Annotated in this window: 18 protein-coding genes; 7 read left to right on the top strand and 11 right to left on the bottom strand. The window is 57.6% G+C overall.

What is annotated here, in order from left to right:
- Positions 1-92: 92 nt before the first annotated feature.
- From purT to PSPTO_RS07675, 5 genes are all read right to left on the bottom strand, one after another.
- Positions 93-1,274 carry a formate-dependent phosphoribosylglycinamide formyltransferase gene (gene purT / locus PSPTO_RS07710; protein WP_005765861.1) on the bottom strand — a complete coding sequence of 394 codons (1,182 nt, stop codon included), beginning with the start codon at positions 1,272-1,274 and terminating at the stop codon, positions 93-95.
- 103 nt (positions 1,275-1,377) lie between these two features.
- Positions 1,378-1,845, bottom strand: a complete 468-nt coding sequence (locus PSPTO_RS07705) for a preQ0 transporter (RefSeq protein ID WP_005765859.1) — start codon at positions 1,843-1,845, stop codon at positions 1,378-1,380.
- A 631-nt stretch (positions 1,846-2,476) separates the two neighbouring features.
- On the bottom strand, positions 2,477-2,695 hold the full coding sequence (locus tag PSPTO_RS07685) for a DUF1289 domain-containing protein (protein ID WP_005771683.1): 219 nt from the start codon (positions 2,693-2,695) through the stop codon (positions 2,477-2,479).
- The gene (locus PSPTO_RS07680) at positions 2,695-3,219 is read right to left on the bottom strand and encodes a gamma carbonic anhydrase family protein (protein ID WP_005615845.1); all 525 of its coding nucleotides are present in this window, start codon (positions 3,217-3,219) and stop codon (positions 2,695-2,697) included. Before PSPTO_RS07680 ends, PSPTO_RS07685 begins: the two co-directional genes overlap by 1 nt.
- Positions 3,220-3,277: 58 nt before the next feature.
- Complete coding sequence (locus PSPTO_RS07675; protein ID WP_011103566.1) at positions 3,278-3,874, bottom strand: CoA pyrophosphatase; 597 nt, start codon at positions 3,872-3,874, stop codon at positions 3,278-3,280.
- 150 nt (positions 3,875-4,024) lie between these two features.
- Between PSPTO_RS07675 and PSPTO_RS07670 the strand changes: the two genes are divergently transcribed.
- Together PSPTO_RS07670 and PSPTO_RS07665 are read left to right on the top strand one after the other, a co-directional pair.
- On the top strand, positions 4,025-4,576 hold the full coding sequence (locus PSPTO_RS07670) for an NUDIX hydrolase (RefSeq protein WP_011103564.1): 552 nt from the start codon (positions 4,025-4,027) through the stop codon (positions 4,574-4,576).
- A 59-nt stretch (positions 4,577-4,635) separates the two neighbouring features.
- Positions 4,636-5,199, top strand: coding sequence for a L,D-transpeptidase family protein (locus PSPTO_RS07665; protein ID WP_005771689.1), 564 nt, complete (start codon positions 4,636-4,638; stop codon positions 5,197-5,199).
- A 138-nt stretch (positions 5,200-5,337) separates the two neighbouring features.
- On the opposite strand, the gene PSPTO_RS07660 is transcribed toward PSPTO_RS07665, so the two are convergent.
- Together PSPTO_RS07660 and purL are read right to left on the bottom strand one after the other, a co-directional pair.
- The gene (locus PSPTO_RS07660) at positions 5,338-5,649 is read right to left on the bottom strand and encodes a Nif3-like dinuclear metal center hexameric protein (protein ID WP_005771691.1); all 312 of its coding nucleotides are present in this window, start codon (positions 5,647-5,649) and stop codon (positions 5,338-5,340) included.
- Between the two features lie 5 nt (positions 5,650-5,654).
- On the bottom strand, positions 5,655-9,551 hold the full coding sequence (gene purL, locus PSPTO_RS07655) for a phosphoribosylformylglycinamidine synthase (RefSeq protein WP_011103562.1): 3,897 nt from the start codon (positions 9,549-9,551) through the stop codon (positions 5,655-5,657).
- Between the two features lie 212 nt (positions 9,552-9,763).
- Here purL and mltF point away from each other — a divergent pair, with 212 nt between their 5' ends.
- The gene (mltF, locus tag PSPTO_RS07650) at positions 9,764-11,257 is read left to right on the top strand and encodes a membrane-bound lytic murein transglycosylase MltF (RefSeq protein ID WP_080546580.1); all 1,494 of its coding nucleotides are present in this window, start codon (positions 9,764-9,766) and stop codon (positions 11,255-11,257) included.
- On the opposite strand, the gene tadA is transcribed toward mltF, so the two are convergent.
- The 4 genes from tadA to PSPTO_RS30200 form a co-directional block, all read right to left on the bottom strand.
- Positions 11,254-11,763 carry a tRNA adenosine(34) deaminase TadA gene (gene tadA / locus PSPTO_RS07645; protein ID WP_007247479.1) on the bottom strand — a complete coding sequence of 170 codons (510 nt, stop codon included), beginning with the start codon at positions 11,761-11,763 and terminating at the stop codon, positions 11,254-11,256. The two genes, mltF and tadA, sit on opposite strands and share 4 nt — an antisense overlap.
- A complete protein-coding gene (locus PSPTO_RS07640) occupies positions 11,763-13,136 on the bottom strand; it encodes a multicopper oxidase family protein (RefSeq protein WP_011103560.1) in 1,374 nt (457 codons plus the stop codon). The genes tadA and PSPTO_RS07640 overlap by 1 nt, the downstream gene beginning before the upstream one ends.
- Positions 13,137-13,465: 329 nt before the next feature.
- Complete coding sequence (locus PSPTO_RS07635; protein ID WP_046463912.1) at positions 13,466-16,189, bottom strand: AAA domain-containing protein; 2,724 nt, start codon at positions 16,187-16,189, stop codon at positions 13,466-13,468.
- 359 nt (positions 16,190-16,548) lie between these two features.
- Complete coding sequence (locus PSPTO_RS30200; RefSeq protein ID WP_226992684.1) at positions 16,549-17,310, bottom strand: hypothetical protein; 762 nt, start codon at positions 17,308-17,310, stop codon at positions 16,549-16,551.
- Here PSPTO_RS30200 and PSPTO_RS07625 point away from each other — a divergent pair.
- The 4 genes from PSPTO_RS07625 (at position 17,270) to PSPTO_RS07610 (ending at position 21,576) form a co-directional block, all read left to right on the top strand.
- Positions 17,270-18,259, top strand: coding sequence for a dipeptidase (locus PSPTO_RS07625; RefSeq protein WP_011103558.1), 990 nt, complete (start codon positions 17,270-17,272; stop codon positions 18,257-18,259). The genes PSPTO_RS30200 and PSPTO_RS07625 overlap by 41 nt on opposite strands.
- Before the next feature lie 417 nt (positions 18,260-18,676).
- A complete protein-coding gene (locus tag PSPTO_RS07620) occupies positions 18,677-18,868 on the top strand; it encodes a Com family DNA-binding transcriptional regulator (protein ID WP_172679556.1) in 192 nt (63 codons plus the stop codon).
- Between the two features lie 11 nt (positions 18,869-18,879).
- A complete protein-coding gene (locus tag PSPTO_RS07615; RefSeq protein WP_011103557.1) occupies positions 18,880-20,175 on the top strand; it encodes a glycoside hydrolase family 68 protein in 1,296 nt (431 codons plus the stop codon).
- A gap of 219 nt (positions 20,176-20,394) precedes the next feature.
- Positions 20,395-21,576 carry a glycoside hydrolase family 10 protein gene (locus PSPTO_RS07610; protein ID WP_011103555.1) on the top strand — a complete coding sequence of 394 codons (1,182 nt, stop codon included), beginning with the start codon at positions 20,395-20,397 and terminating at the stop codon, positions 21,574-21,576.
- Positions 21,577-22,151: the final 575 nt, after the last annotated feature.

Genomic DNA, 22,151 nt, shown 5'->3' with positions numbered 1-22,151 from the left:
AGCTGCAAGCTGCAAGCTGCAAGCCTCAAGCCTCAAGCCTCAAGAAAAAGCGTGGTGCTCTTTCTTGTAGCTTGAGGCTTGCAGCTACCAACCTACAACTCGACGACTACCGCACTGGATGCCCGGGTCGCCTTGGCCCGAGCCGCTTCGATGGACTCGTCTCGTGCCAGGGCTACGCCCATGCGGCGCTGACCGTTGACTTCCGGCTTGCCGAACAGACGCAAGGCGGTGTCGGGCTCTGCCAGAGCAGCGCCAAGGTTGGCGAAAGCGGTCTGCGTGGACTGACCCTCGACCAGAATCACCGCAGAGGCCGATGGCCCGAACTGGCGGATCAGCGGGATCGGCAGGCCCAGAATCGCGCGAGCGTGCAGGGCAAACTGCGACAGGTCCTGAGAAATCAGGGTCACCAGGCCAGTGTCATGCGGGCGTGGCGAGACTTCGCTGAACCACACCTGATCGCCTTTGATGAACAGCTCGACGCCGAACATGCCACGACCGCCCAAGGACTCGGTCACCGCCTTGGCGACGCGTTCGGACTCGGCCAGTGCGGCCGGGCTCATGGCCTGTGGCTGCCAGGATTCCTGATAGTCGCCCTTCTCCTGACGATGCCCCACCGGCGCGCAGAAGGTGGTGCCGCCGATGTGGCGCACGGTCAGCAGGGTGATTTCGTAATCGAAGTCGATAAAGCCTTCAATGATCACGCGGCCCTTGCCGGCTCGACCGCCTTCCTGCGCGTAATCCCAGGCTTTCTGTACGTCATCAGCGCTCTTGAGCAGGCTCTGCCCCTTGCCCGAAGAACTCATGACCGGCTTGACCACGCATGGGAAACCGAGGTCTTCGACGGCCTTGCTGTACGCCTCGAAGGTGTCGGCAAAGTGGTACGGCGAGGTCGGCAGCTTCAACTCTTCAGCGGCCAGACGGCGAATACCTTCACGGTTCATGGTCAGCTGTGCCGCACGCGCGGTCGGAATCACCGTGAAGCCTTCGGCCTCAAGCTCCACCAGCGTAGCGGTGGCGATGGCTTCGATTTCAGGGACGATAAAGTGCGGTTTTTCAAGCTCGATGACAGCGCGCAAGGCAGCACCGTCAAGCATGTTGATCACATGACTGCGATGAGCGACCTGCATCGCCGGCGCGTTCTCGTAACGGTCAACAGCGATCACTTCAACGCCCAGGCGCTGCAATTCGATCACGACTTCCTTGCCCAGTTCGCCGCTGCCGCAGAACAGTACGCGAGTCGCGGTAGGCGACAGTGGAGTTCCGATTCGGGTCATCTCAAGTCCTCGTGAAACAGATATCGAGAGCTGCCTGCTTTATGCGGGCAACCGCTGTGAAGAAAGGCGCGCAATTTACCACGAAGCCCCGCCAAACGGGGGCCTAACCCGGACAAGCGTTGTTGCGCGCACGCCAGGCCATGATCATCCACACAATGCTCACACCGGCGAACTTCGAGGCCAGCGCGGTCACGACGACAGGCGCTGTCAGGGCGTCGATCATGCCGAAGAAGATAAAAGTATCCAGCGGGATGCTCAGCGCCGAGCTGATCCACAAGCGATCACGCAGCGGACGCTTGGTGATGCTGAAGACCAGCCAGTCGATGCACTCGGATACGGCAAACGCCGTGGCGCTGGCCAGGGCAATGGAGGGATCGCTGGTGACATAAGACAGCACCAGCGCCGCCAGCATGGCGAGGATCGCGCCATGACCGAAGCGAATCTGCACCATGTCGCGCAATACAAACACCAACCCGCCCCAGGCAGACCAGATGACGTCCAGATGCGGCGCACTGGAAAAGGCGAAGTTGATCAGCACGACACTGCTGATGTAGACGAGCAGGAAAAACATGACGGGTTACACGCCTGGAGAAACGGATGGCAATGATAACTCAACTATCGTGCGACGCTCCGCGTCGGCATGCCGTTCAGGACGCTCAGCGTCCTCTTTGCGACGCAGAGCGTCGAGAACTGCATTCCCACGCTGGAGCGTAGGGAACGATAATCTCAACTACGACCACTATCGTGCGACGCTCCGCGTCGACATGCCGTTCAGGACGCTATGCGTACTCTTTGCGACGCAGAGCGTCGAGAACTGCATTCCCACGCTGGAGCGTAGGGAACGAGAATCTCAGCTACGACCACTATCGTGCGACGCTCCGCGTCGGGCATGCCGTTCAGGATGCTCAGCGTCCTCTTTGCGACGCAGAGCGTCGAGAACTGCATTCCCACGCTGGAGCGTAGGGAACGAGAATCTCAGCTACGACCACTATCGTGCGACGCTCCGCGTCGACATGCCGTTCAGGATGCTCAGCGTCCTCTTTGCGACGCAGAGCGTCGAGAACTGCATTCCCACGCTGGAGCGTAGGGAACGAGAATCTCAGCCACGACCACTATCGTGCGACGCTCCGCGTCGGCATGCCGTTCAGGATGCTCAGCGTCCTCTTCGCAAACACGTTCGCTCCCACGTGGCCACGTGAACGTCAGCGTGACCCGCCCACCGTCCACATCAATCCGCTGGCCCGTGCGCGCTCGTCGCACAGGCCCAGCACCACTCGGCGCTCGTCGTTGCTCATTCGGCTCCATTGGGTGATTTCGCTCACGGTGCGTTGGCACCCGGTGCAGATATCCTGTTCATCCAGCGCGCAGATGCTGACGCAGGGAGAACGGACTGGTTTCTCAATCGGGGCATCAGTACTCATCAGTCTTCCTGCACGGCCAGGTCACGGGCGTAACGCCGGGCGTTGTGTACGTAATGGGCGGCGCTGGCTTCCAGCATTTTCTTCTGCACGTCGGTGAGCTCGCGCACCACTTTACCCGGCGACCCCATGACCAGCGAGCCATCGGGGATGACTTTGCCTTCACCGATCAGCGAATTGGCGCCGATGATGCAGTACTTTCCGATTCTTGCCCCGTTGAGAATCACCGCATTGATGCCGATCAGGCTGTAATCGTCAACGCTGCACCCATGCAGCATGGCGTTATGGCCAATGGTCACGCCCTTGCCGATCGCAAGCGGCGAGCCCATGTCCGTGTGCATAACTGTGCCATCCTGCACGTTGCTGTTTTCACCGATGTGAATCAGTTCGTTATCGCCGCGCAGCACTGCGTTGAACCAGACACTGGCGCCAGCCTCAAGCTTCACATTGCCAATGAGCACCGCGCTGGGCGCAACCCAGCTCTGCGGATCGGTCTGGACACTGGAATCTCCCAGGCGAAATTTCATGCAGCCTCCTCGGGCCGAGCGTACTCGTAGGTGCGAATTGTTATGTACGCCACTTGAATCAGTTGGTCGAGCGCTCGGGCGGATGGTGCAGGCTGATCCTGGTGTCGTACAGTACGTTGACCAGCTCGACGATCATGATCGCGGTCAGCCCCCAGATCTTGTATTCGCCGTATCGATAACTGGGCACGTACCAGCTGCGACCTTCGTAATCGATACGGTGAGTGTGTTCGCGGGTGTCCTGACGAAAGAACTCCAGCGGCACACTGAACACCGCCGCGATCTCGCCGTCATTGGGCCGGTACTCGACAAAGTCGGGGATAACCCCCACATAAGGGGTGACTTTGATGCCGTGTTTGGAGATCAGCGGGCTAAGCGGTCCGATGACTTCAACCAGCCCCGGAGGCAGACCGATCTCTTCATCGGCTTCGCGCAGGGCCGTGAAGATCAGATCGGGATCACCCGGATCGCGACGACCGCCCGGAAAAGCAACTTCGCCCCCGTGAGTCGACAAGCCACTGGCACGCAAGGTCAGGATCAGCTCGGGCTGCTCACTGCGGGTGACAGGCACCAGAACAGCGGCCTCGGGGAATTGTCGATCCGAGTCCAAGGTTTCTGGCGTATGACTGACTACACGGCGAAGTAGCTCATCCAGCATGGGAAATCTCGATCTGTTGCCTGTCTGGCATCATGCACCAAAGCGGCGGCGCGCCCAACCCCTTGCAGAACAACTCATCAGCTACGAAAGGTTGCCGACCTGCTGCACGACAGGCCAAGATAGCGACTGCGTTCACTACCGACTGACCCCATGAAATTTTGCAGCCAGTGTGGCAACACCGTTATCCAGCGTATCCCCGAAGGCGACAGCCGTCTGCGGTACGTCTGCGAGCATTGCCAGACCATTCATTATCAGAACCCCAATATTGTTGCGGGCTGCCTGGTGACGCTGGGCGACAAGGTTCTGCTGTGCCGCCGGGCCATCGAACCACGCCTGGGTTTCTGGACGTTGCCGGCCGGCTTCATGGAAAACGGCGAAACCATCGAACAGGCCGCGCGCCGCGAAACCCAGGAAGAAGCCTGCGCCACGCTGACTGATCTGCACCTGTACACGCTGATCGACGTGCCGCACATCAATCAGGTGCACGTGTTTTATCGGGCAGAAATGGCCACCGAAGCGTTCGCCGCAGGTATCGAGAGCCTTGAAGTGCAGTTATTCGACGAAGCCGACATTCCGTGGGCAGACCTGGCTTTCATGACGGTCGGGCGTACCCTAGAATACTTCTTCGCGGATCGGCGTCGGCAGGTCTACCCGGTTCATACCAGCGCCCTTCCTCCGTCAAGCCCACTGCTGGACACTTGAAACGGGTTCGCAAACACCATCGGCGCTTTTTATCGAAAAGTACTTTCAGGGATATCGTAATGCGCTGGTTGCTCGCCCTCTTCTATGTGTCGTTCATTCCGCTTTCGCAGGCGGCGTTTACTCAGACCATCGTGCCCAAGGGCAGCGAACAGAAAATCATCAATAATAAAGTCATCAACACCGAAAGTATTGCCAGCAAGAAGATAGACAAGGTGCTGGTGCTCAAATCTGCACGTCAGTTGCAATTGATCAGCGGCGGCGAAGCCCTGAAGACGTATCGCGTCTCGCTGGGTAAAAACCCTACGGGCACCAAGTTGCAGGAAGGCGACCAGCGCACGCCGGAAGGCTTTTACTGGCTCGACTGGCGCAAGCCCAGCAATAACTACAACCTGTCGATGCACATTTCCTACCCGAACATCTCAGACTCGGCACGTGCTCGTCGCGAAGGCGTGAAACCGGGCAGCATGATCATGATTCATGGCACGCCGGTGGATGAGGAGTACCCGGAATGGTATTTCCATACCCTGGACTGGACCAACGGCTGCATCGCGCTGAAGAACAACGACATGCGGGAAATCTGGGATCTGGTGAAAGACGGGACGATGATCGAGATTCGGCCTTGATCATTGCAGCTAGCAGTCAGGATCGGACGCAGAGCGTCCAGAACGGCATGCCGACGCGGGGCGTCGCACGATAGTTGTACACCGTGGGGGCGAGCCGGGCGACGCTTCGCTTGCTCGCGAAGAGACCAATACAGCCCCTCATAAATCTTCCAGCCGCCATACTTCGTAAGCAGGCGTTTCGTAGGGATGGCTCTGCTTGAGCGCCAGCACCGCTTGCTGAATCAGATCATCCGCCACGACCAACTCGACCTTCCACTCCTCCACCGACTCGACCACTCCGCCCTGCCCGATAAATGGCTGACTGCCATTCAGCGGGCGGAACTGACCTTGGCCGAGCACTTGCCACGAGCATTGATCGTAAGCGCCGATTCGCCCTGCCCCAGCAGCGAATACGGCGTTCTTGACCTTGTCCACATGGCTTGGTGGAACAAAGAAGGCAAGTTTGTACATGCGCCTTAGTTAACCCAGGCCCGCGCATTGCGGAACATACGCATCCAGGCAGCGTCTTCGTTCCAGTCCTCAGGACGCCATGAGTTCTGCACCGCGCGGAATACGCGCTCCGGGTGCGGCATCATGATGGTCACGCGACCGTCGAGGGTGGTCATGCCGCCGATACCGCGCGGCGAGCCGTTCGGGTTGGCCGGGTAGCTTTCAGTGACCTTGCCGTGGTTATCCACGAAACGCAGCGCCACAGTACCGGACACGTCCGCTTCAAGCAGTGCATCGTCGTTGCGGAATTCCGCATGCCCTTCGCCGTGAGCGATGGCGATCGGCATGCGCGAGCCGGCCATGCCCTGCAGGAAGATCGACGCCGACTCCTGAACCTGAACCATTGCCACACGCGCTTCGAACTGCTCGGAGCGGTTACGCACAAAGTGCGGCCAGAACTCGCTGCCCGGAATCAGTTCGTGCAGGTTGGAAAGCATCTGGCAACCGTTGCACACACCCAGCGTGAAGCTGTCGGAACGCTCGAAGAAGCCCTGGAACGCATCGCGGGCACGGCTGTTGAACAGTGCCGACTTGGCCCAACCCTCACCGGCACCCAGCACGTCGCCATAAGAGAAACCGCCACAGGCAACCATGCCCTTGAAGTCGTTCAGATCGACACGACCGGCCAGAATGTCACTCATGTGCACGTCAATCGCGTTGAAACCGGCGCGATCAAAGGCTGCGGCCATTTCGACCTGACCATTGACACCCTGCTCACGCAGAACGGCGACCTGAGGGCGCACGCCCGTCTTGATGTACGGTGCGGCGATGTCTTCGTTGACGTCGAAGCCCAGCTTGACGGTCAGGCCTGGATTGTCTTCTTCCAGCAGTGCGTCGAATTCCTGATCAGCGCACTCGGCGTTATCACGCAGACGCTGGATCTGGTAGCTGGTCTCGGCCCACTGGCGTTGCAACAGACGGCGCTGGCCACTGAATACCGGCTCGCCAAGGAAGCTGATCGACACTTCGTCATTGTTGATCGGCTGACCGATGACAGCGACGCAATCTTCCAGCCCGGCAGCGCTGAACTGCGCCAAGACCAGCGGCGTAGCGTCCTGACGCACCTGAATGACCGCACCCAGCTCTTCGTTGAACAGGATGGCGCTCAGCTCGGAAACATTGTCGGCCAGACCGTCGAGGTGCAGGTTCAGGCCGCAGTGACCGGCAAAGGCCATTTCCAGCGTGCTGACCAGCAGACCACCGTCGGAACGGTCGTGATAGGAGAGGATATGGCCATCTGAATTGAGGCCCTGAATCACGGCAAAGAAGGCTTTGAGGTCTTCAGCGTCATCGACGTCCGGTGCCACACGCCCCAGTTTGCCGTGGGTCTGGGCGAGAATCGACGCGCCCATGCGGTTCTGGCCACGACCCAGGTCGATCAGGATCAGGTCAGTGATGCCCTTGTCCATGCGCAGTTCGGGGGTCAGGGTCTTGCGGATATCGACCACTGGCGCAAAGCCGGTCACGATCAGCGACAGCGGCGAGGTCACGCTCTTCTCGGTGCCTTCGTCGCTCCAGCGGGTTTTCATGGACATCGAGTCCTTGCCCACCGGAATAGTGATGCCCAGTTCCGGACACAGCTCCATGCCGACCGCTTTCACGGTGTCATAAAGGCGCGCATCTTCGCCGGGATGGCCTGCCGCCGACATCCAGTTGGCCGACAGTTTGATGTCAGACAGCTTTTCAATGCGCGAAGCCGCGATGTTGGTCAGCGTCTCGCCGATCGCCATGCGCCCGGACGCCGGAGCATCCAGCAGGGCCAGCGGAGTACGCTCGCCCATCGCCATGGCTTCACCGGTGTTGACGTCGAAGCTGGTCGCGGTCACGGCGCAGTCAGCCACAGGCACCTGCCACGGGCCGACCATCTGATCGCGGGCTACCAGGCCCGTGATGCTGCGGTCGCCGATGGTGATCAAAAAGCTTTTGCTGGCAACGGCCGGGTGACGCAAGACGCGCTGTACGCTTTCTTCGATATCCAGTGTGCTCGGGTCGAAGTCGTCGCCGATTTCGGCTTCACGCGCAACCGAACGGTGCATGCGCGGCGCCTTGCCGAGCAAGACTTCCAGCGGCATGTCCACCGGGCTGTTGCCGAAGTGGCTGTCGGTTACAGTCAGTTGCGGCTCGGCAGTGGCTTCGCCGACCACTGCAAACGGGCAACGCTCGCGCTCGCAGATGGCCTTGAAGCGTTCGTAGTCTGCGACACCGACCGCCAGAACGTAACGCTCCTGGGACTCGTTGCTCCAGATTTCCAGCGGGGCCATCCCCGGCTCGTCATTAGGCACGTTACGCAGCTCGAAACGACCACCGCGATCGCCATCGTTGACCAGCTCGGGGAAGGCGTTGGACAGACCGCCAGCGCCGACGTCATGAATGAAGCTGATCGGGTTACGATCGCCCAACTGCCAGCAGCGGTCGATCACTTCCTGACAACGACGCTCCATCTCAGGGTTTTCACGCTGAACCGAAGCAAAATCCAGGTCTGCAGAACTGGTACCGGTTGCCATCGAGGACGCTGCACCGCCGCCCAGACCGATCAGCATGGCCGGGCCACCCAGCACGATCAGCTTGGAGCCGACAGTGATTTCGGCCTTCTGGACGTGATCTTCGCGGATATTGCCCATACCGCCTGCCAGCATGATCGGCTTGTGGTAACCACGCACCTCATCGCCATGCGGTGTGGTAATGGACTGCTCGAAGGTACGGAAGTAGCCAGTCAGCGCCGGGCGACCGAACTCGTTGTTGAACGCCGCGCCACCCAGCGGGCCTTCAATCATGATGTCCAGCGCGGTGACGATGCGCTCGGGTTTGCCGTACGGCACTTCCCAAGGCTGCACAAAACCGGGGATCTGCAGGTTGGACACGGTGAAACCGGTCAGACCCGCTTTCGGTTTGGCACCGCGACCGGTTGCACCTTCGTCGCGAATCTCGCCACCGGAGCCGGTCGCTGCGCCTGGAAACGGCGCAATGGCAGTCGGGTGATTGTGGGTTTCAACCTTCATCAGAATATGCACCGGCTCCTGCACCGCGCCGTACTGGCGGGTGTCAGGGTCCGGGAAGAAACGGCCGGCAACGCTGCCGACGATCACCGAGGCGTTGTCCTTGTAAGCGGACAGAACGCCTTCGCTGTGCATCTCATAGGTGTTCTTGATCATGCCGAACAGGCTTTTTTCCTGGCTCTGGCCGTCGATATCCCAACTGGCGTTGAAGATCTTGTGCCGGCAGTGCTCGGAGTTGGCCTGGGCAAACATCATCAGTTCGATGTCGTGTGGGTTGCGCCCCAGACCGTTGAAGCTGGTGATCAGGTAATCGATTTCATCTTCAGCCAGGGCCAGGCCCAGCTCGACGTTGGCTTTTTCCAGCGCCGCGCGGCCACCACCGAGGATGTCCACAGCGGTCAGCGGTTTGGGCTCGGCGTGGCTGAACAGACCGGCGGCCTGCGCATGGTCGCCCAATACCAGCTGCGTCATGCGGTCGTGCAGGCTGTCAGCAATGGCCTGAGCGTCTGCATCGCTGAACTGGCCTTCTACATAGAAGGCAATCCCGCGCTCGATACGCTGGATTTTAGTCAGGCCGCAATTGCGGGCGATGTCGCTGGCCTTGCTCGACCAGGGTGAAATAGTGCCAAAACGCGGCAACACCAGAAACAGACGGCCGGCAGGCTCTTGAACCGGCACACTCGGGCCGTATTTCAGGAGGCGGTCGAGAACCTGCTGTTCTTCGCCGGTCAACACGTCATTGACGTCAGCGAAGTGGGCGAATTCGGCGTACAGACCACTGACAGCTGAAACTTTTTGTTTCAGTTGTTCCAGCAATTTGCTGTGGCGAAAGGCAGAAAGGGCAGGAGCACCGCGCAGGATCAACATCTTCGGGACAGCCTCGAGAGGGGGGTGTGCTTTGAGGCCGCATATTCTAGCCTAAACCGGGACGTTGATCACCCAAAACGGCGGCATCCCGTGCGCCCAAATGTCGCCCCGCTCAAAAAAACACGAAAAAGCCGCTAAAGCGCCCTCGCCTATCAGACGCAAGCTTCACTGTCGAGATATGGCACCCGGTGCGCTTTGCGTATACTGCACCGATGTTCTTCAGACCAGATTTCCGCCCACGTTGTGCCAAGTGGCTCATCGCAACCGGACTCTTCCTGATGCTCGGCGCCTGTGTGGAGAAACCCACCACACTGGAGCGAGTCAAGGAGGACGGCGTGCTGCGCGTGATCACTCGTAACAGCCCGGCGACTTATTTTCAGGATCGCAACGGTGAAACCGGCTTCGAATACGAGCTGGTCAAGCGTTTCGCCGACGATCTGGGCGTCGAACTGAAGATCGAAACAGCCGACAATCTGGACGATCTGTTCGATCAGATGAACAAACCGGGCGGTCCGGTCCTCGGCGCAGCGGGCCTGATCGAGACGTCAAAGCGCAAGCAACAGGCGCGTTTCTCGCACTCTTACCTGGAAGTCACCCCTCAGGTTGTCTACCGCAACGGCCAGTCGCGCCCCACCGACCCCGGCGATCTGGTGGGTAAACGCATTGTGGTCCTCAAAGGCAGCGCGCACGCCGAGCAGCTTGCGGCACTCAAGGCGCAGACCCCCGCTATCGAATATGAAGAGTCGGACGCGGTCGAGGTCGTCGATCTCCTGCGTATGGTCGACGAAGGCCAGATTGACCTGACGCTGGTCGACTCCAATGAACTGGCGATGAACCAGGTGTACTTCCCCAATGTGCGTGTGGCGTTTGACCTGGGCGAAGCCCGTGAGCAGCGCTGGGCGGTGGCACCGGGTGAAGACAACAGCCTGCTCAACGAAATAAACGCTTACCTGGACAAGGTCGAGAAAAACGGCACGTTGCAGCGCCTCAAGGACCGCTATTACGGTCACGTTGACGTGCTCGGCTACGTCGGCGCCTACACCTTTGCCCAGCACCTGCAGGAACGCTTGCCCAAATACGAGAAACACTTCCAGACATCGGCCAAGAAAGAACAGGTCGACTGGAGGCTGCTGGCTGCCATCGGCTATCAGGAATCGATGTGGCAACCGGCCGTCACGTCGAAAACCGGCGTACGCGGCCTGATGATGCTGACCCAAAACACTGCTCAGGCGATGGGCGTGACCAACAGGCTAGATGCACGGCAAAGCATTCAGGGCGGGGCCAAGTACTTTGCCTACGTAAAGGATCAGCTGGACGACAAGATTCAAGAGCCCGATCGTACGTGGCTCGCTCTTGCTTCCTACAACATTGGTGGCGGTCATCTCGAAGATGCGCGAAAACTGGCTGAAAACGAGGGGCTGAACCCTAATAAATGGCTGGACGTTAAAAAAATGTTGCCGCGTCTGGCGCAGAAGAAGTGGTACAGCAAAACGCGTTACGGTTATGCCCGGGGCGGCGAGCCCGTGCATTTTGTCGCCAACATTCGCCGCTACTACGACATTCTGACCTGGGTCACGCAGCCGCAACTTGAAGGCAGCCAGGTCGCCGATGGCAACCTGCACGTTCCCGGCGTCGACAAGACCCAGCCACCTGCGCCGACCGCACCCGTTGTACCCGCTTCCAGCCCGGAAAAGCCCGCGCTCTAGACGTCGATCCTGCTTTTTCCTGCATCCCTGGCCGCCCGGCGCAGCCTGAAAAACTCGCTCAGCATTGCCCCACACTCCTCGCCCAGCACCCCACCTTCAAACAGTACGCGGTGATTGAGAAAGCCCTGGCTGAAAAACTGCCCCTGGCTCTGGACGATGCCCGCTTTGGGCTCCAGCGCCCCGTAAACTACACGTGCCACCCGCGAATGGACGATCAAACCGGCGCACATGCTGCACGGTTCCAGCGTCACGTAGAGCGTACTGCCCGGCAGCCGGTAATTGCCCAGCGCCCTGGCGGCGTCGCGAATGGCGACCATTTCGGCGTGCGCGCTCGGGTCGCTGCCGCTGATCGGGCAATTGTAGCCACGGCCGATGATCTCGCCGTTGTGCACCACAACTGCGCCGACCGGCACTTCGCCCAGCAGTGCGCCTTGCGCGGCGAGCGCCAGCGCCTCACGCATGAAGTGTTGATCGTTGCTGCGGTCGATGATTAGCGGCTGGCGCATCACGACACCTCAATGGCGGCCATGAGGCCGGTTTCCATATGATCGATCACGTGGCAGTGAAACATCCACACGCCGGGGTTATCCGCCACCAGCGCCACGCGCGCCCGTTCGTTGCGGCCCAGCAGAAAAGTGTCGGTGAAGTACGGAATGATCTTGCGCCGATTGGACGCGATCACCTTGAAACTCATGCCGTGCAAGTGAATAGGGTGCTGATACTGGGTCATGTTTTTCAGTTCGAAGATGTAACTCTTGCCCAGCTTCAATTTGGCGATGGGGCGATCAGCGCAGGTCTTGTCGGTGATGTCCCAGGCTTCACCGTTGATCTGCCACAGGCTCGGCGGCTTGCCGTTGTCGGTGTTGACCGACATGGAGCCGACCCACTCGAAGTTGAAATTGATCTTCTCGGCGTTAGCCATATCGGGCTCGGCCACCGGATTGGCCGGCAACTCAGGTGGCCACTGACCGGGCGCATCGCTGTTGGCAACCGAACGAAAGGTGCCCAGACGCACCGGGCCGTTACGCAACGAGATTTCCTCACCCGCAGGCGGAGCCTTGATCGCCAGGCAGATGCGCATGCCCGGCCCCAGCCAGTACTCGTCACCAAACGGGCGCGGCGTGACCGGGTTGCCATCCAGCGCATAAATCTGCGCCTCGGCATCCGGCAGGTTGAGCCGATAGGTCACGGTATTGTCGAGGTTGAGCAGGCGCACACGAGTGATCTGCCCGGCAGGCAGTTCGATGACTGCCTGAGGCACGCCGTTCAAGGTAGACAACCGCCCTGCCGTGCCTTCGCGCGCTGCTTCACGCAGCACACTGAACTCGGTGAATGCGCCCACGTCATCCACATGCCAGCTTTTCAGACTGACCGTGCGCTCATGGGCAAAACCGGTCGGCTCGCGCTCTTCGACGATCAGCGGCCCGACCAGCCCACGGCCCAGCTCTTCGCTGCTGCTGACGTGCGGGTGATACCAATAGCTGCCGGCATCCGGCACACGGAATTTGTAATCGAAGTATTCGCCCGGTTTGACCGGCAACTGCGACACATACGGCACGCCGTCCATCTCCAGCGGCAGCCGAATGCCATGCCAGTGAATGGTCGTCTCCACGGGCAACTGATTGATGAAGCGCAAGCGCAACCACTCGCCCTGCCGCACGCGCAACTCTGTGCCTGGAGCAGAACCGCCGAATGCCCAGGCAGGTGTCTTGTGACCCGATACCAGCTCTATATCCAGCGGTGCAGCGATCAGCACAAAGTCCGACCCCGCTTCAGACTCGCGGCGCCCCATCCAGTAACGCGAAGCACCGCCCGCGCCCAGGCCGACTACGGCAAGACCGGCGATGCCTGTGAGGATCTGACGACGGGTGAAGGACATGAACGGCGGGACCTCTGATACGAAAACGGGAGGCATCTGCAGGCAGATGCGCGGGGCGAATACGATACACCTGCATTTGCGGAAAGATAAGGGTCGATACCACGAACTGAAGTCGAGGCGTAAAAAAAGCCGGGCAAGGCAGTGGTGCCCGTTCCGGCTTTTCGCACCCCGCGTGCGCGCAGAGCTCGGCATTTCGTAAACCGTAACCTCGGACCGGTTTACCCAGCGCCAGCTTAATGATCGTCAAGCTGTCAGGATCGAGCCAGATCAACTCGATGATCTGGCTCTTGTTCTACACGTAAATTGCCTGCGTGATGCCAAGGCAATTTTCAACCTGATGAAGCGTTGCGACCGTCATCTGGTACAGGTGGCGTCCATTGATCCACAAACGCCGCGATCTTTTCTTCAATATGGCTCTCGATAGTCCGCAGACGAAGCAAAGGAATGCCGCACTTTTCCAGAATGCTGTTTTTCACGGTGTCTCGTTCGATCTGTACCAGATCGTTGTGGTGTCCACCGTCGACTTCAATCACGCCCAGCGGACGCTTCCCTACTTTGAAATAAAGTACGAAATCACAGCAGGAACCGTTGTTCATGAACTCCCGCTCTCGCTCCGTGAAGCTTGCACCGGCGGCCGATGCCAGCTGTATCAACAGAACTTCGCGATGAAACATGATCGATTGGCGAGCCTCCTGAGCCAGCGCCTCACGAAGTATCTGCGCTACGATCTGCTCGGACTTGAAGGGCGAGTCATCTGGCCTGAGCCTTTTATTCAGACGTTCCTGTGATCGATCATATTCCTTGTAAAGCAGATCGAACGCCGAAATGACCGGCGCCCGGTGGATGTGCCCGTCCTCTGCGTAATATTCCATATAGCGGATCAGCGCCGCGATATGTCCATTGCCGGCTTTGAAAACGCCGTCGCCTGTCACCAGCGTGAACCTGTTTTTAGCTCTGGATACCGCCACATTGACCATCCGCGCATCGTCTACAAAACTTAGGCGCTCCGGGCTTTTATGCTTATCCAGTACGGTAGAAAAGACAATTTCGTCGCATTCACGGCCTTGGAACTTGTGCACGGTGTCGTTGATGAAATCAGCTGGCAGACATGAGCCTGAAAGTGTTGCCTGATTCTTGAACGGCGCAATGAACCCTCTGCCATCCTCACCCTCCCAGATACTCTCACCACTCCCATCAAGCACTGCCAATAAAGAGTCCAGCTCACGGAGATTGGAGTTGTTGCGCGTATGGTTGCCCTTGGCGGTCACGAGCAGCGTCAACGATTGTTCGCCAGCGTCCTGAGTCATCGGGACGAGCTGGTTATCGTAGAACTGCTGATTGCAAAACTGAATGATGCGGGGGTGGCATCGGTAGTGCTCTTTGAGCAATGTCATTGGAATCGAATCACCGAACACACCCACGCATGAATCCAGCAAGCTGTACGTCTCACAGTCATACCAAGGAGCGGGGGCTTCCAGGCCCAACTTTTCCGGAATATGCGCAAGCTGTTTTCTGTCGCCGACAATAATCAGATTCTTCGCACAACTCAGCGCCAGCACACCCGGAACAATGTCCTGCTGCGAAGCCTCGTCGATGATGACGTAATCAAGGACAGCCTTGCCTCCCAAGGAATTGACGATCGAGTGCGTACTGCTGCCGATGACCGGATAGCGCTTCAGAAAGGCATCCAGGTGATTTCGGTACGTTATGTCGAAGTCATCATTAGGCGAAATGTGAAGATCCAGATGGTGCTTGAGGTGACGCATCGAAGAGGAGGTCAGTTCTTCCAGCAAGGCATTGAAATTACCGATGCGCAACGCTTCCTCATGGGCAGACAATTCCCTCTTCTTCTTTTGCAGGACCTTGTCGTAGTAATCGAGCTGCAAGCTGTAAAAGGCTGACATACGCTTGCCCCGGTCATTCAACTTGCCGGTGCGCAGAATCCTGAAGTTGAACAGCAACTCAATCCGGTCCTTGATCCGGATCCGGTCGCTGGGTATATGCGGTAGATACGCCATCAAGTCAGTAGTCTTTTGCGGCGATAATTTATACCTGTCATGCACAGGCACTATTCCATTGTCCTGTTGCCACTGCACGAGATAATGCCGTTCTATCTCCAGCTCGTTAATCTCGATCTGCAACTGCGCCACTGCATTGCGAGCACTCAGATAACGCCTGAGCCGCTGGAGAACGCCCTGAATATCTTCCATTGCAGGCGCAGGTTCAGATTCAGGGTCTACTGAAGGTCGCAAAGAGCGCTCGGCAAAAAACGTTTCCCGGTTTTCCTTATTGCCCAGTCTGGCGACCAGGTAATCCAGACCGCACTTGCCCAGCTTTTCATAAACATTCTTGACCGCAGCGTTGTTGTTGGACACCACCGCTACGGTTTTCCCCTGCAACAGGATATTGGCGATGATGTTCAGAATCGTCTGTGTCTTGCCAGTCCCGGGAGGTCCTTCGATGAGGCTTATCTGCGAACTGAAAGCCTGCTCTACCGCCTTGAGCTGACTTTCATTGAGACCAAAAGGAAAGATGAAGTTGCCCGGCGAGTCCTGCTGTACAGGCTGGCCTTTGCAATAGGCATTGAGCGCCGTAGCCGGGGACAATGAGAGTGTGCCCATCTGGCGATCAACGTTTTCGGCAATGCCTTTTTTTTGCTCATCGCCAGCCGCGTTGTTGACCCGAGCTGCGGCCACGGAGCGAAAGTAAGTGAATATGGGCTCGTCGGTAATCGAGGTCGGGGAAACGAACTCAATGTTATCCATATGGAACAGGTAGCTATCCGGACTCCCCGGAAACTGGACGAGCGCGTATTTCTCGCCGTAAACCAACGCTTTCTCGATGGGGCTTAAAACATGCCCTCCTGTTCTTAGAAGAAGCATGCCCTTGACCTCCCGGGTTGGATCGACCTTGCAGTCGCCAAGCGGGCGGGAGTAGGTTTTTTGAGAGGGGTAGTGGCAAGTCAGTCTGAACTCACCCTTGCCATTCTTTTTAATAACCCAGTCGCTGATCTGCCGGGTCTTGTCCTCGCCACACATATAGATAGAAACCATAAATCCCTTAATCAGGCGTAATCACCGCCTGTCCGCATCCGTGCCAAAAAATCCGAATTCATTGATTCGGGTAGTGGGTGCCATTTTGGCATTGCTGATCGGGTTGAGGCCAGGGCTGCTCTCATCGGTGTGATGACGATGGGAGCGTGATTGGCTTTGTGCGGGCCTGATGGCGCTGGCCGGTCTCAGGCTACCGAAAGCCAGCGGATACACAGCTTCAAGGACCCGATGCTGCCGCCACCAAGCGCTGCTTGGTAACTGATGATCCGATAGGCGGATCAACTATCGCGGACGCGCCCTCCCCCCTCCAAGGAGCCCCACAGGTGCGGGGCTTGGACGGTCGCGCGACACTTCCGTGATCAGTCTCGCACGAGCTTCAGCATTCCGCCGTCATACCAGGAAAGAGCCAAGGACCCATTCTGTGCTAGAAAAAATACCGGGCTTTCTTTATCGAGAGGACCCCAGCTTCCAGATGTGCACTCAACGCCATAAGGTACGGCTTTATCGATGCCAAGCTTATGAAGTTGTGGCTCCAGTTCAGCTCCACTGATCGTAGGAAGCTTGTGAAAAACAGGCCCCTTGCACACATCTTCCGTTGAGCCTGCCGACGCTTTCCATGCCAGTTGGTCGTGATTGAAACTGAGACGTCGCCCCATAAAACTCGGATCATTATCCTCCAGTGCTTGCACGCCCGAATCCGATACCGCTACACCTGCAACATGCCAACTGCCGTACAACGCGTTTTCTCCAGGCTGATCGCGCTTTGGAGTATCCATATTCACTGCACATCCTGTCAGCGACAACATGATCAGGAAGGATGAACAGCAAGAAAATCGAGATTTCATGAACGGGTTCCTTAGTTTTGGCGGATACGATATCGAATCCTTTTGCTGAGCTGCCCCTGCCTCGACGTTGGGGTTGAGGTGCATCTGAGCCACTTCTCCGTGACGATTTTCCTCGAACTTCAGGTCAGTTTCAAATGAGGTGCTTTGCGGATTGCTTAATGTACCGGCCTGCTCACCTTTGGTAGGTTTGGAGAGAGCCTGCTGATACGCGCCCCACGAATCCCGGAGTTGTGCGATGAATCCAAATACCGTGCCTACGCCTGCCCGCGGCGCCATTCGTTGGGAGGCCCATACCTGCCTGCCGCTGCTGCCCAATCAGGACATGTCTGCGCTGCTGCGCTACCGCGACAACGGCTTTCACCACGTCTCGGTCAATGTCGGCATGGACATGACCGCTGTTGGCGATGTGATGCAGGTCATCGCAGGCTTTCGCCAGTGGCTGATCAAGCATCCAGAGAACTTCATGCTGGCCGGTACCCTTGCAGATCTGCAACGCGCCCGCGTGCAGGACAAGCTGGCAGTGTCTTTCGACTTGGAAGGCTCCAACATGCTGCTGCAAGACCAGGCAATGGTCCGCTTGTATGCCGACCTGGGCGTCCGCCAGATGCTTCTGGCGTACAACCTCGATAACAGCTGTGCGGGCGGTTGCCACGGCAGTGGCATGGGATTAACCGCGCTGGGGCGGGAGTTTGTGGGAGCCATCAATTCGGCGGGTATCGTGATGGACTGCTCACATGCCAGCAAGCGCGCGAGTATGGAAATAATCGAGCTGTCACAGCGACCGGTTGTCTTTTCACACACTAATATCAAGGCAGTGTATGACCATCCACGCACGGTGGATGATGAGCAGATCATGGCCTGTGTTGAATCAGGTGGTGTGATCGGGCTGACCGGTATGGGGATTTTTCTGGGCGATCCGCAGGCATCGGTCGAAGCCTTCGTGCGCCAAATCGATTATCTGGCCGAACGAGCGGGAACGGCACATATCGGCCTGGGCCTGGACATCGAACTGCACCCCGACGATAAGGATTTGGCCGAGGGCGTGAATGAAGACGATTGGTGGCCAAAAGAATTCTATGGCGGCATCAACGGGCATCGTCAACTGCAGCCGGAAGCGCTGGGTCAGGTCGCAGAAGCATTGCTACGGATTGGCTATGACGCCGCGCAGATCAACGGCATTTTTGGCGGCAACTTTATGCGGGTCGCTCAGGCCACTTGGCCATAAGCGTCCGGTGATCACGCTGGGCGAACCGTGCTGTCGGTGTGCTGTGGAGAAATGAATTGTTTCATGGCTGTCATTAGCGCGATCGCCAGAACGGCGAGCCCACCGCAGAATCGGCTTAACGTACCTTCAATTCCGTTTTCTGAAGCGCCCCCAATGAAGCGCTGTTTCGCACCGTTTATCCGGGTCAATTGCGCAACTGCGGTCGAACTCGTGTTGAACTCCGGCCACACTCGACCTACCCCGAAACTGCCCCTTTCCAGCCTTTCCGGAGGGGGGGTAAAAAGGTACCACGATATGCGACTTTCGCCTCAGGGCAGCCGCCGGACACAGGCTTTTCAACAGCGCCAACCGGTAAATTACGATCCCCCAAACCCCGCCCAAGCGGTTTTTTTTATTGGGCGAAGCACAAGGAGACCAATGCAAATGTTGAAAGACTACCGATGCGGGCAGTGCAAGAAGCTGCTGGCCCGCATGGGTGACTACACCGAACTCCAGATCAAGTGCTCCCGCTGCGGGACGTTGAATCATGTGAAGGCCGTGAGCCTTGAGTTATCGCCTTTGAGCGACAGAGGTACAGCAGCGTCGCTGCTGCCTCCCAAAGCTATTTAAAGGTATTAATTATGTCCAATAGCAGCTCTGCTGTAAGCCAGCTCAAAAATAGTCCTCTAGTAGGTAACATCAACTACGCACCCACTGTCTGGTCCCGCGCCGATGCGCTGAAGGTCAATGAAAATGACCCGACCACCACGCAGCCACTGGTCAGTCCGGACTTTCCGGTCATGAGTGATACGGTATTCATCTGGGACACCATGCCGCTGCGCGAGCTGGATGGCACGGTGGTTTCGGTCAACGGCTGGTCGGTCATCCTGACCCTGACGGCTGACCGTCACCCCAATGATCCGCAATATCTCGACGCCAATGGCCGTTATGACATCAAGCGTGACTGGGAAGACCGTCATGGCCGCGCACGCATGTGCTACTGGTACTCGCGTACCGGCAAGGACTGGATCTTTGGTGGTCGTGTAATGGCCGAGGGGGTATCGCCCACCACTCGAGAGTGGGCGGGCACACCCATACTGTTGAATGACAAAGGCGATATTGATCTTTATTACACCTGCGTCACACCCGGCGCAGCGATCGCCAAAGTACGTGGCCGTATTGTGACGTCCGATCAGGGCGTGGAGTTGAAAGACTTTACCCAGGTCAAAAAACTGTTCGAGGCCGACGGCACCTATTATCAAACCGAAGCGCAGAACTCGAGCTGGAACTTTCGCGACCCCAGTCCGTTCATTGATCCTGAAGATGGCAAGTTGTATATGGTGTTTGAAGGCAACGTCGCCGGTGAACGCGGCTCGCACACAGTAGGGAGTGTCGAACTTGGCCCTGTGCCGCCGGGTCATGAAGACGTGGGGGGTGCCAGATTCCAGGTGGGTTGTATCGGTCTGGCGGTCGCAAAAGATCTCAGTGGTGAGGAGTGGGAAATACTTCCGCCGTTGGTGACGGCCGTCGGCGTGAACGATCAGACCGAGCGCCCGCACTATGTTTTTCAAGACGGCAAATATTACTTGTTCACCATCAGTCACAAGTTCACGTATGCCGATGGTGTTACAGGGCCAGACGGGGTGTACGGTTTTGTCGGCGAACATTTGTTCGGTCCGTACCGGCCAATGAACGCTTCCGGCCTGGTGCTCGGCAATCCGCCCGAGCAGCCTTTCCAGACGTATTCGCACTGCGTCATGCCGAACGGCCTGGTGACTTCGTTCATCGACAGCGTGCCCACCATAGGCGAGGATTACCGTATCGGCGGGACCGAAGCGCCGACGGTGAGAATCCTCTTGAAAGGGGATCGCTCGTTCGTGCAGGAAGAATATGACTACGGTTATATTCCTGCGATGAAGGACGTGACGCTGAGCTGACACGTCGTTCCCATGTGATGCCTAAAGAACGCTTGTGCGAGCAGGCGCTCTTCGTGCGTTCAGCCCAGCAGCTCGCTCATCGCGATAATCTGCTCGGCTATGGTCACATACCAGCGCCTTGGCAAGTGTAGTGCTCGTTCATGCATGGGCATTTCAAAATGCCCGTGCATGGACAGCATATTTTGTTCCCTCAGAACCATACCCAAAGGAGAAATCGCAATGGCGACTGCGAACAAAAATCTCAAGGCGACCTGGGTCGCAACAGTTACGAATCTTGACTGGCCGTCCGCCTCATCTCTGACCATCACTGATGAGGCTGCACGTGTCAGCACACAGAAAGAAGAGTTGACCGGCATTCTTGATGATATTGTGGCAATGAAAATGAATGCAGTGATATTCCAGGTTGTTCCCTGCGCAGATGCACTCTACGCATCAGATCTGCTTCCATGGTCGAAGTACCTGACAGGTACGCTCGGAAAAAATCCCGGCTTCGACCCACTGGCTTATGCTGTTGAGCAGGCGCATGCTCGTCATATTGAGCTGCACGCATGGGTGAACCCGTACCGCATATCAATGAACGCCAGCGACGGCACAATGGAAGAGCTGAATAACTCATCATCTGACTCGCCAGCCAGTGTGTTTAATACGCATCCTGAGTGGACTGGGACCGCAGCGAACCGCTTTGTTCTCAATCCCGGCATACCTGAAGTTCAAGCGTGGGTTGGTAGTATTGTTGAAGAAATTGTCACCAAATACGATGTTGATGCCATTCAGTTCGATGATTATTTTTATTATGAAACTGCGGATTCCCTGCTGCAGGATGATGCTACCTACCAGACATACAATACAACCTTTACCACAAAGGCCGACTGGCGACGAAATAACACGTATTCGCTGGTTGATGCATGCCATAAAAAAATAGCCGCAGTTAACACGGATGTCTTGTTTGGTATCAGCCCGGCAGGCGTCTGGCGGAATAAATCTGACGACCCGCTGGGGTCTGATACGCAGGCAGGTGCACCTAATTACGATTTTGCGTATGCAGACACCCGGAAATGGGTAATTGACGGCATCATTGATTATATCGCCCCACAGGTCTACTGGCCGTTTGCCCGGGAGGTTGCCCGCTACGACGTCATCACACAGTGGTGGGCGGATACCGTCAGGGGTACCGGCACAGCGTTATATGTAGGTATGGCTCTGTATAAGGTGGGAGCCGCCTCAGCAGCCGAGCCCGACTGGACTGTTGAGGCGGGCGTGCCTGAAATGACCCGTCAGCTTGACCTGAATGATTCTCTAGCTGAGGTGTCCGGGTGCATGTTATTTCGACATATGTTTCTGCGGGCCTCACAAACTCAGCAGGTAGTTGACTATCTAAAGCTTCGCTGGGCCGACGTCTAATATTTTTCTTGTTGGGGTTTGGGGAGCAACGTAACAGAAAGTGCACTCAAGCCGAGTGCCTGTCCGCAAACCCTCGTGCAGCCTGGCCAATACGATAAAACACGTTTTCAGGAAATCGGGTTAGCGAGCACCACGGAGGGAAATATGCCCCCAAAAAGCGGTGTTATAAACTCGAACAGCAAATCAAAGTTCGCTATTCCCCACCACCTGACGGGAGAAGCAAACGCTACCCATGCCTTACGTTGGTTTTTAGCTCCATTGCTCCCCCACCACAGATTATCTGCGGTCAAATGCCGGGAAGCTCCGTCCTCAGTAATACGCACGAGCTTGTCTAAACCCCATCTACTACCTACGCCGGGGAGACTTCCAACTTAGGCCGGGAATGTTGCCACTTATGCCGGGACATAACCTAAGCAGTAATGCTCACTGCCTATTGCCACCTGAACGCTGTTCGATCAGTGGCACTCGCTTCGGGCGACTGACTAGCACCAAACCACTGCTCATCTGGTCTACAGACCAGCCATAGCCTCCATGCAGGCTTCGGGTTTGTTCAGAAATCTCTTGCAACGCCGCCC

Source organism: Pseudomonas syringae pv. tomato str. DC3000 (genome assembly GCF_000007805.1).
GTDB lineage: Bacteria > Pseudomonadota > Gammaproteobacteria > Pseudomonadales > Pseudomonadaceae > Aquipseudomonas > Aquipseudomonas avellanae.
This window is presented reverse-complemented; position numbering and strand designations above follow the sequence as displayed.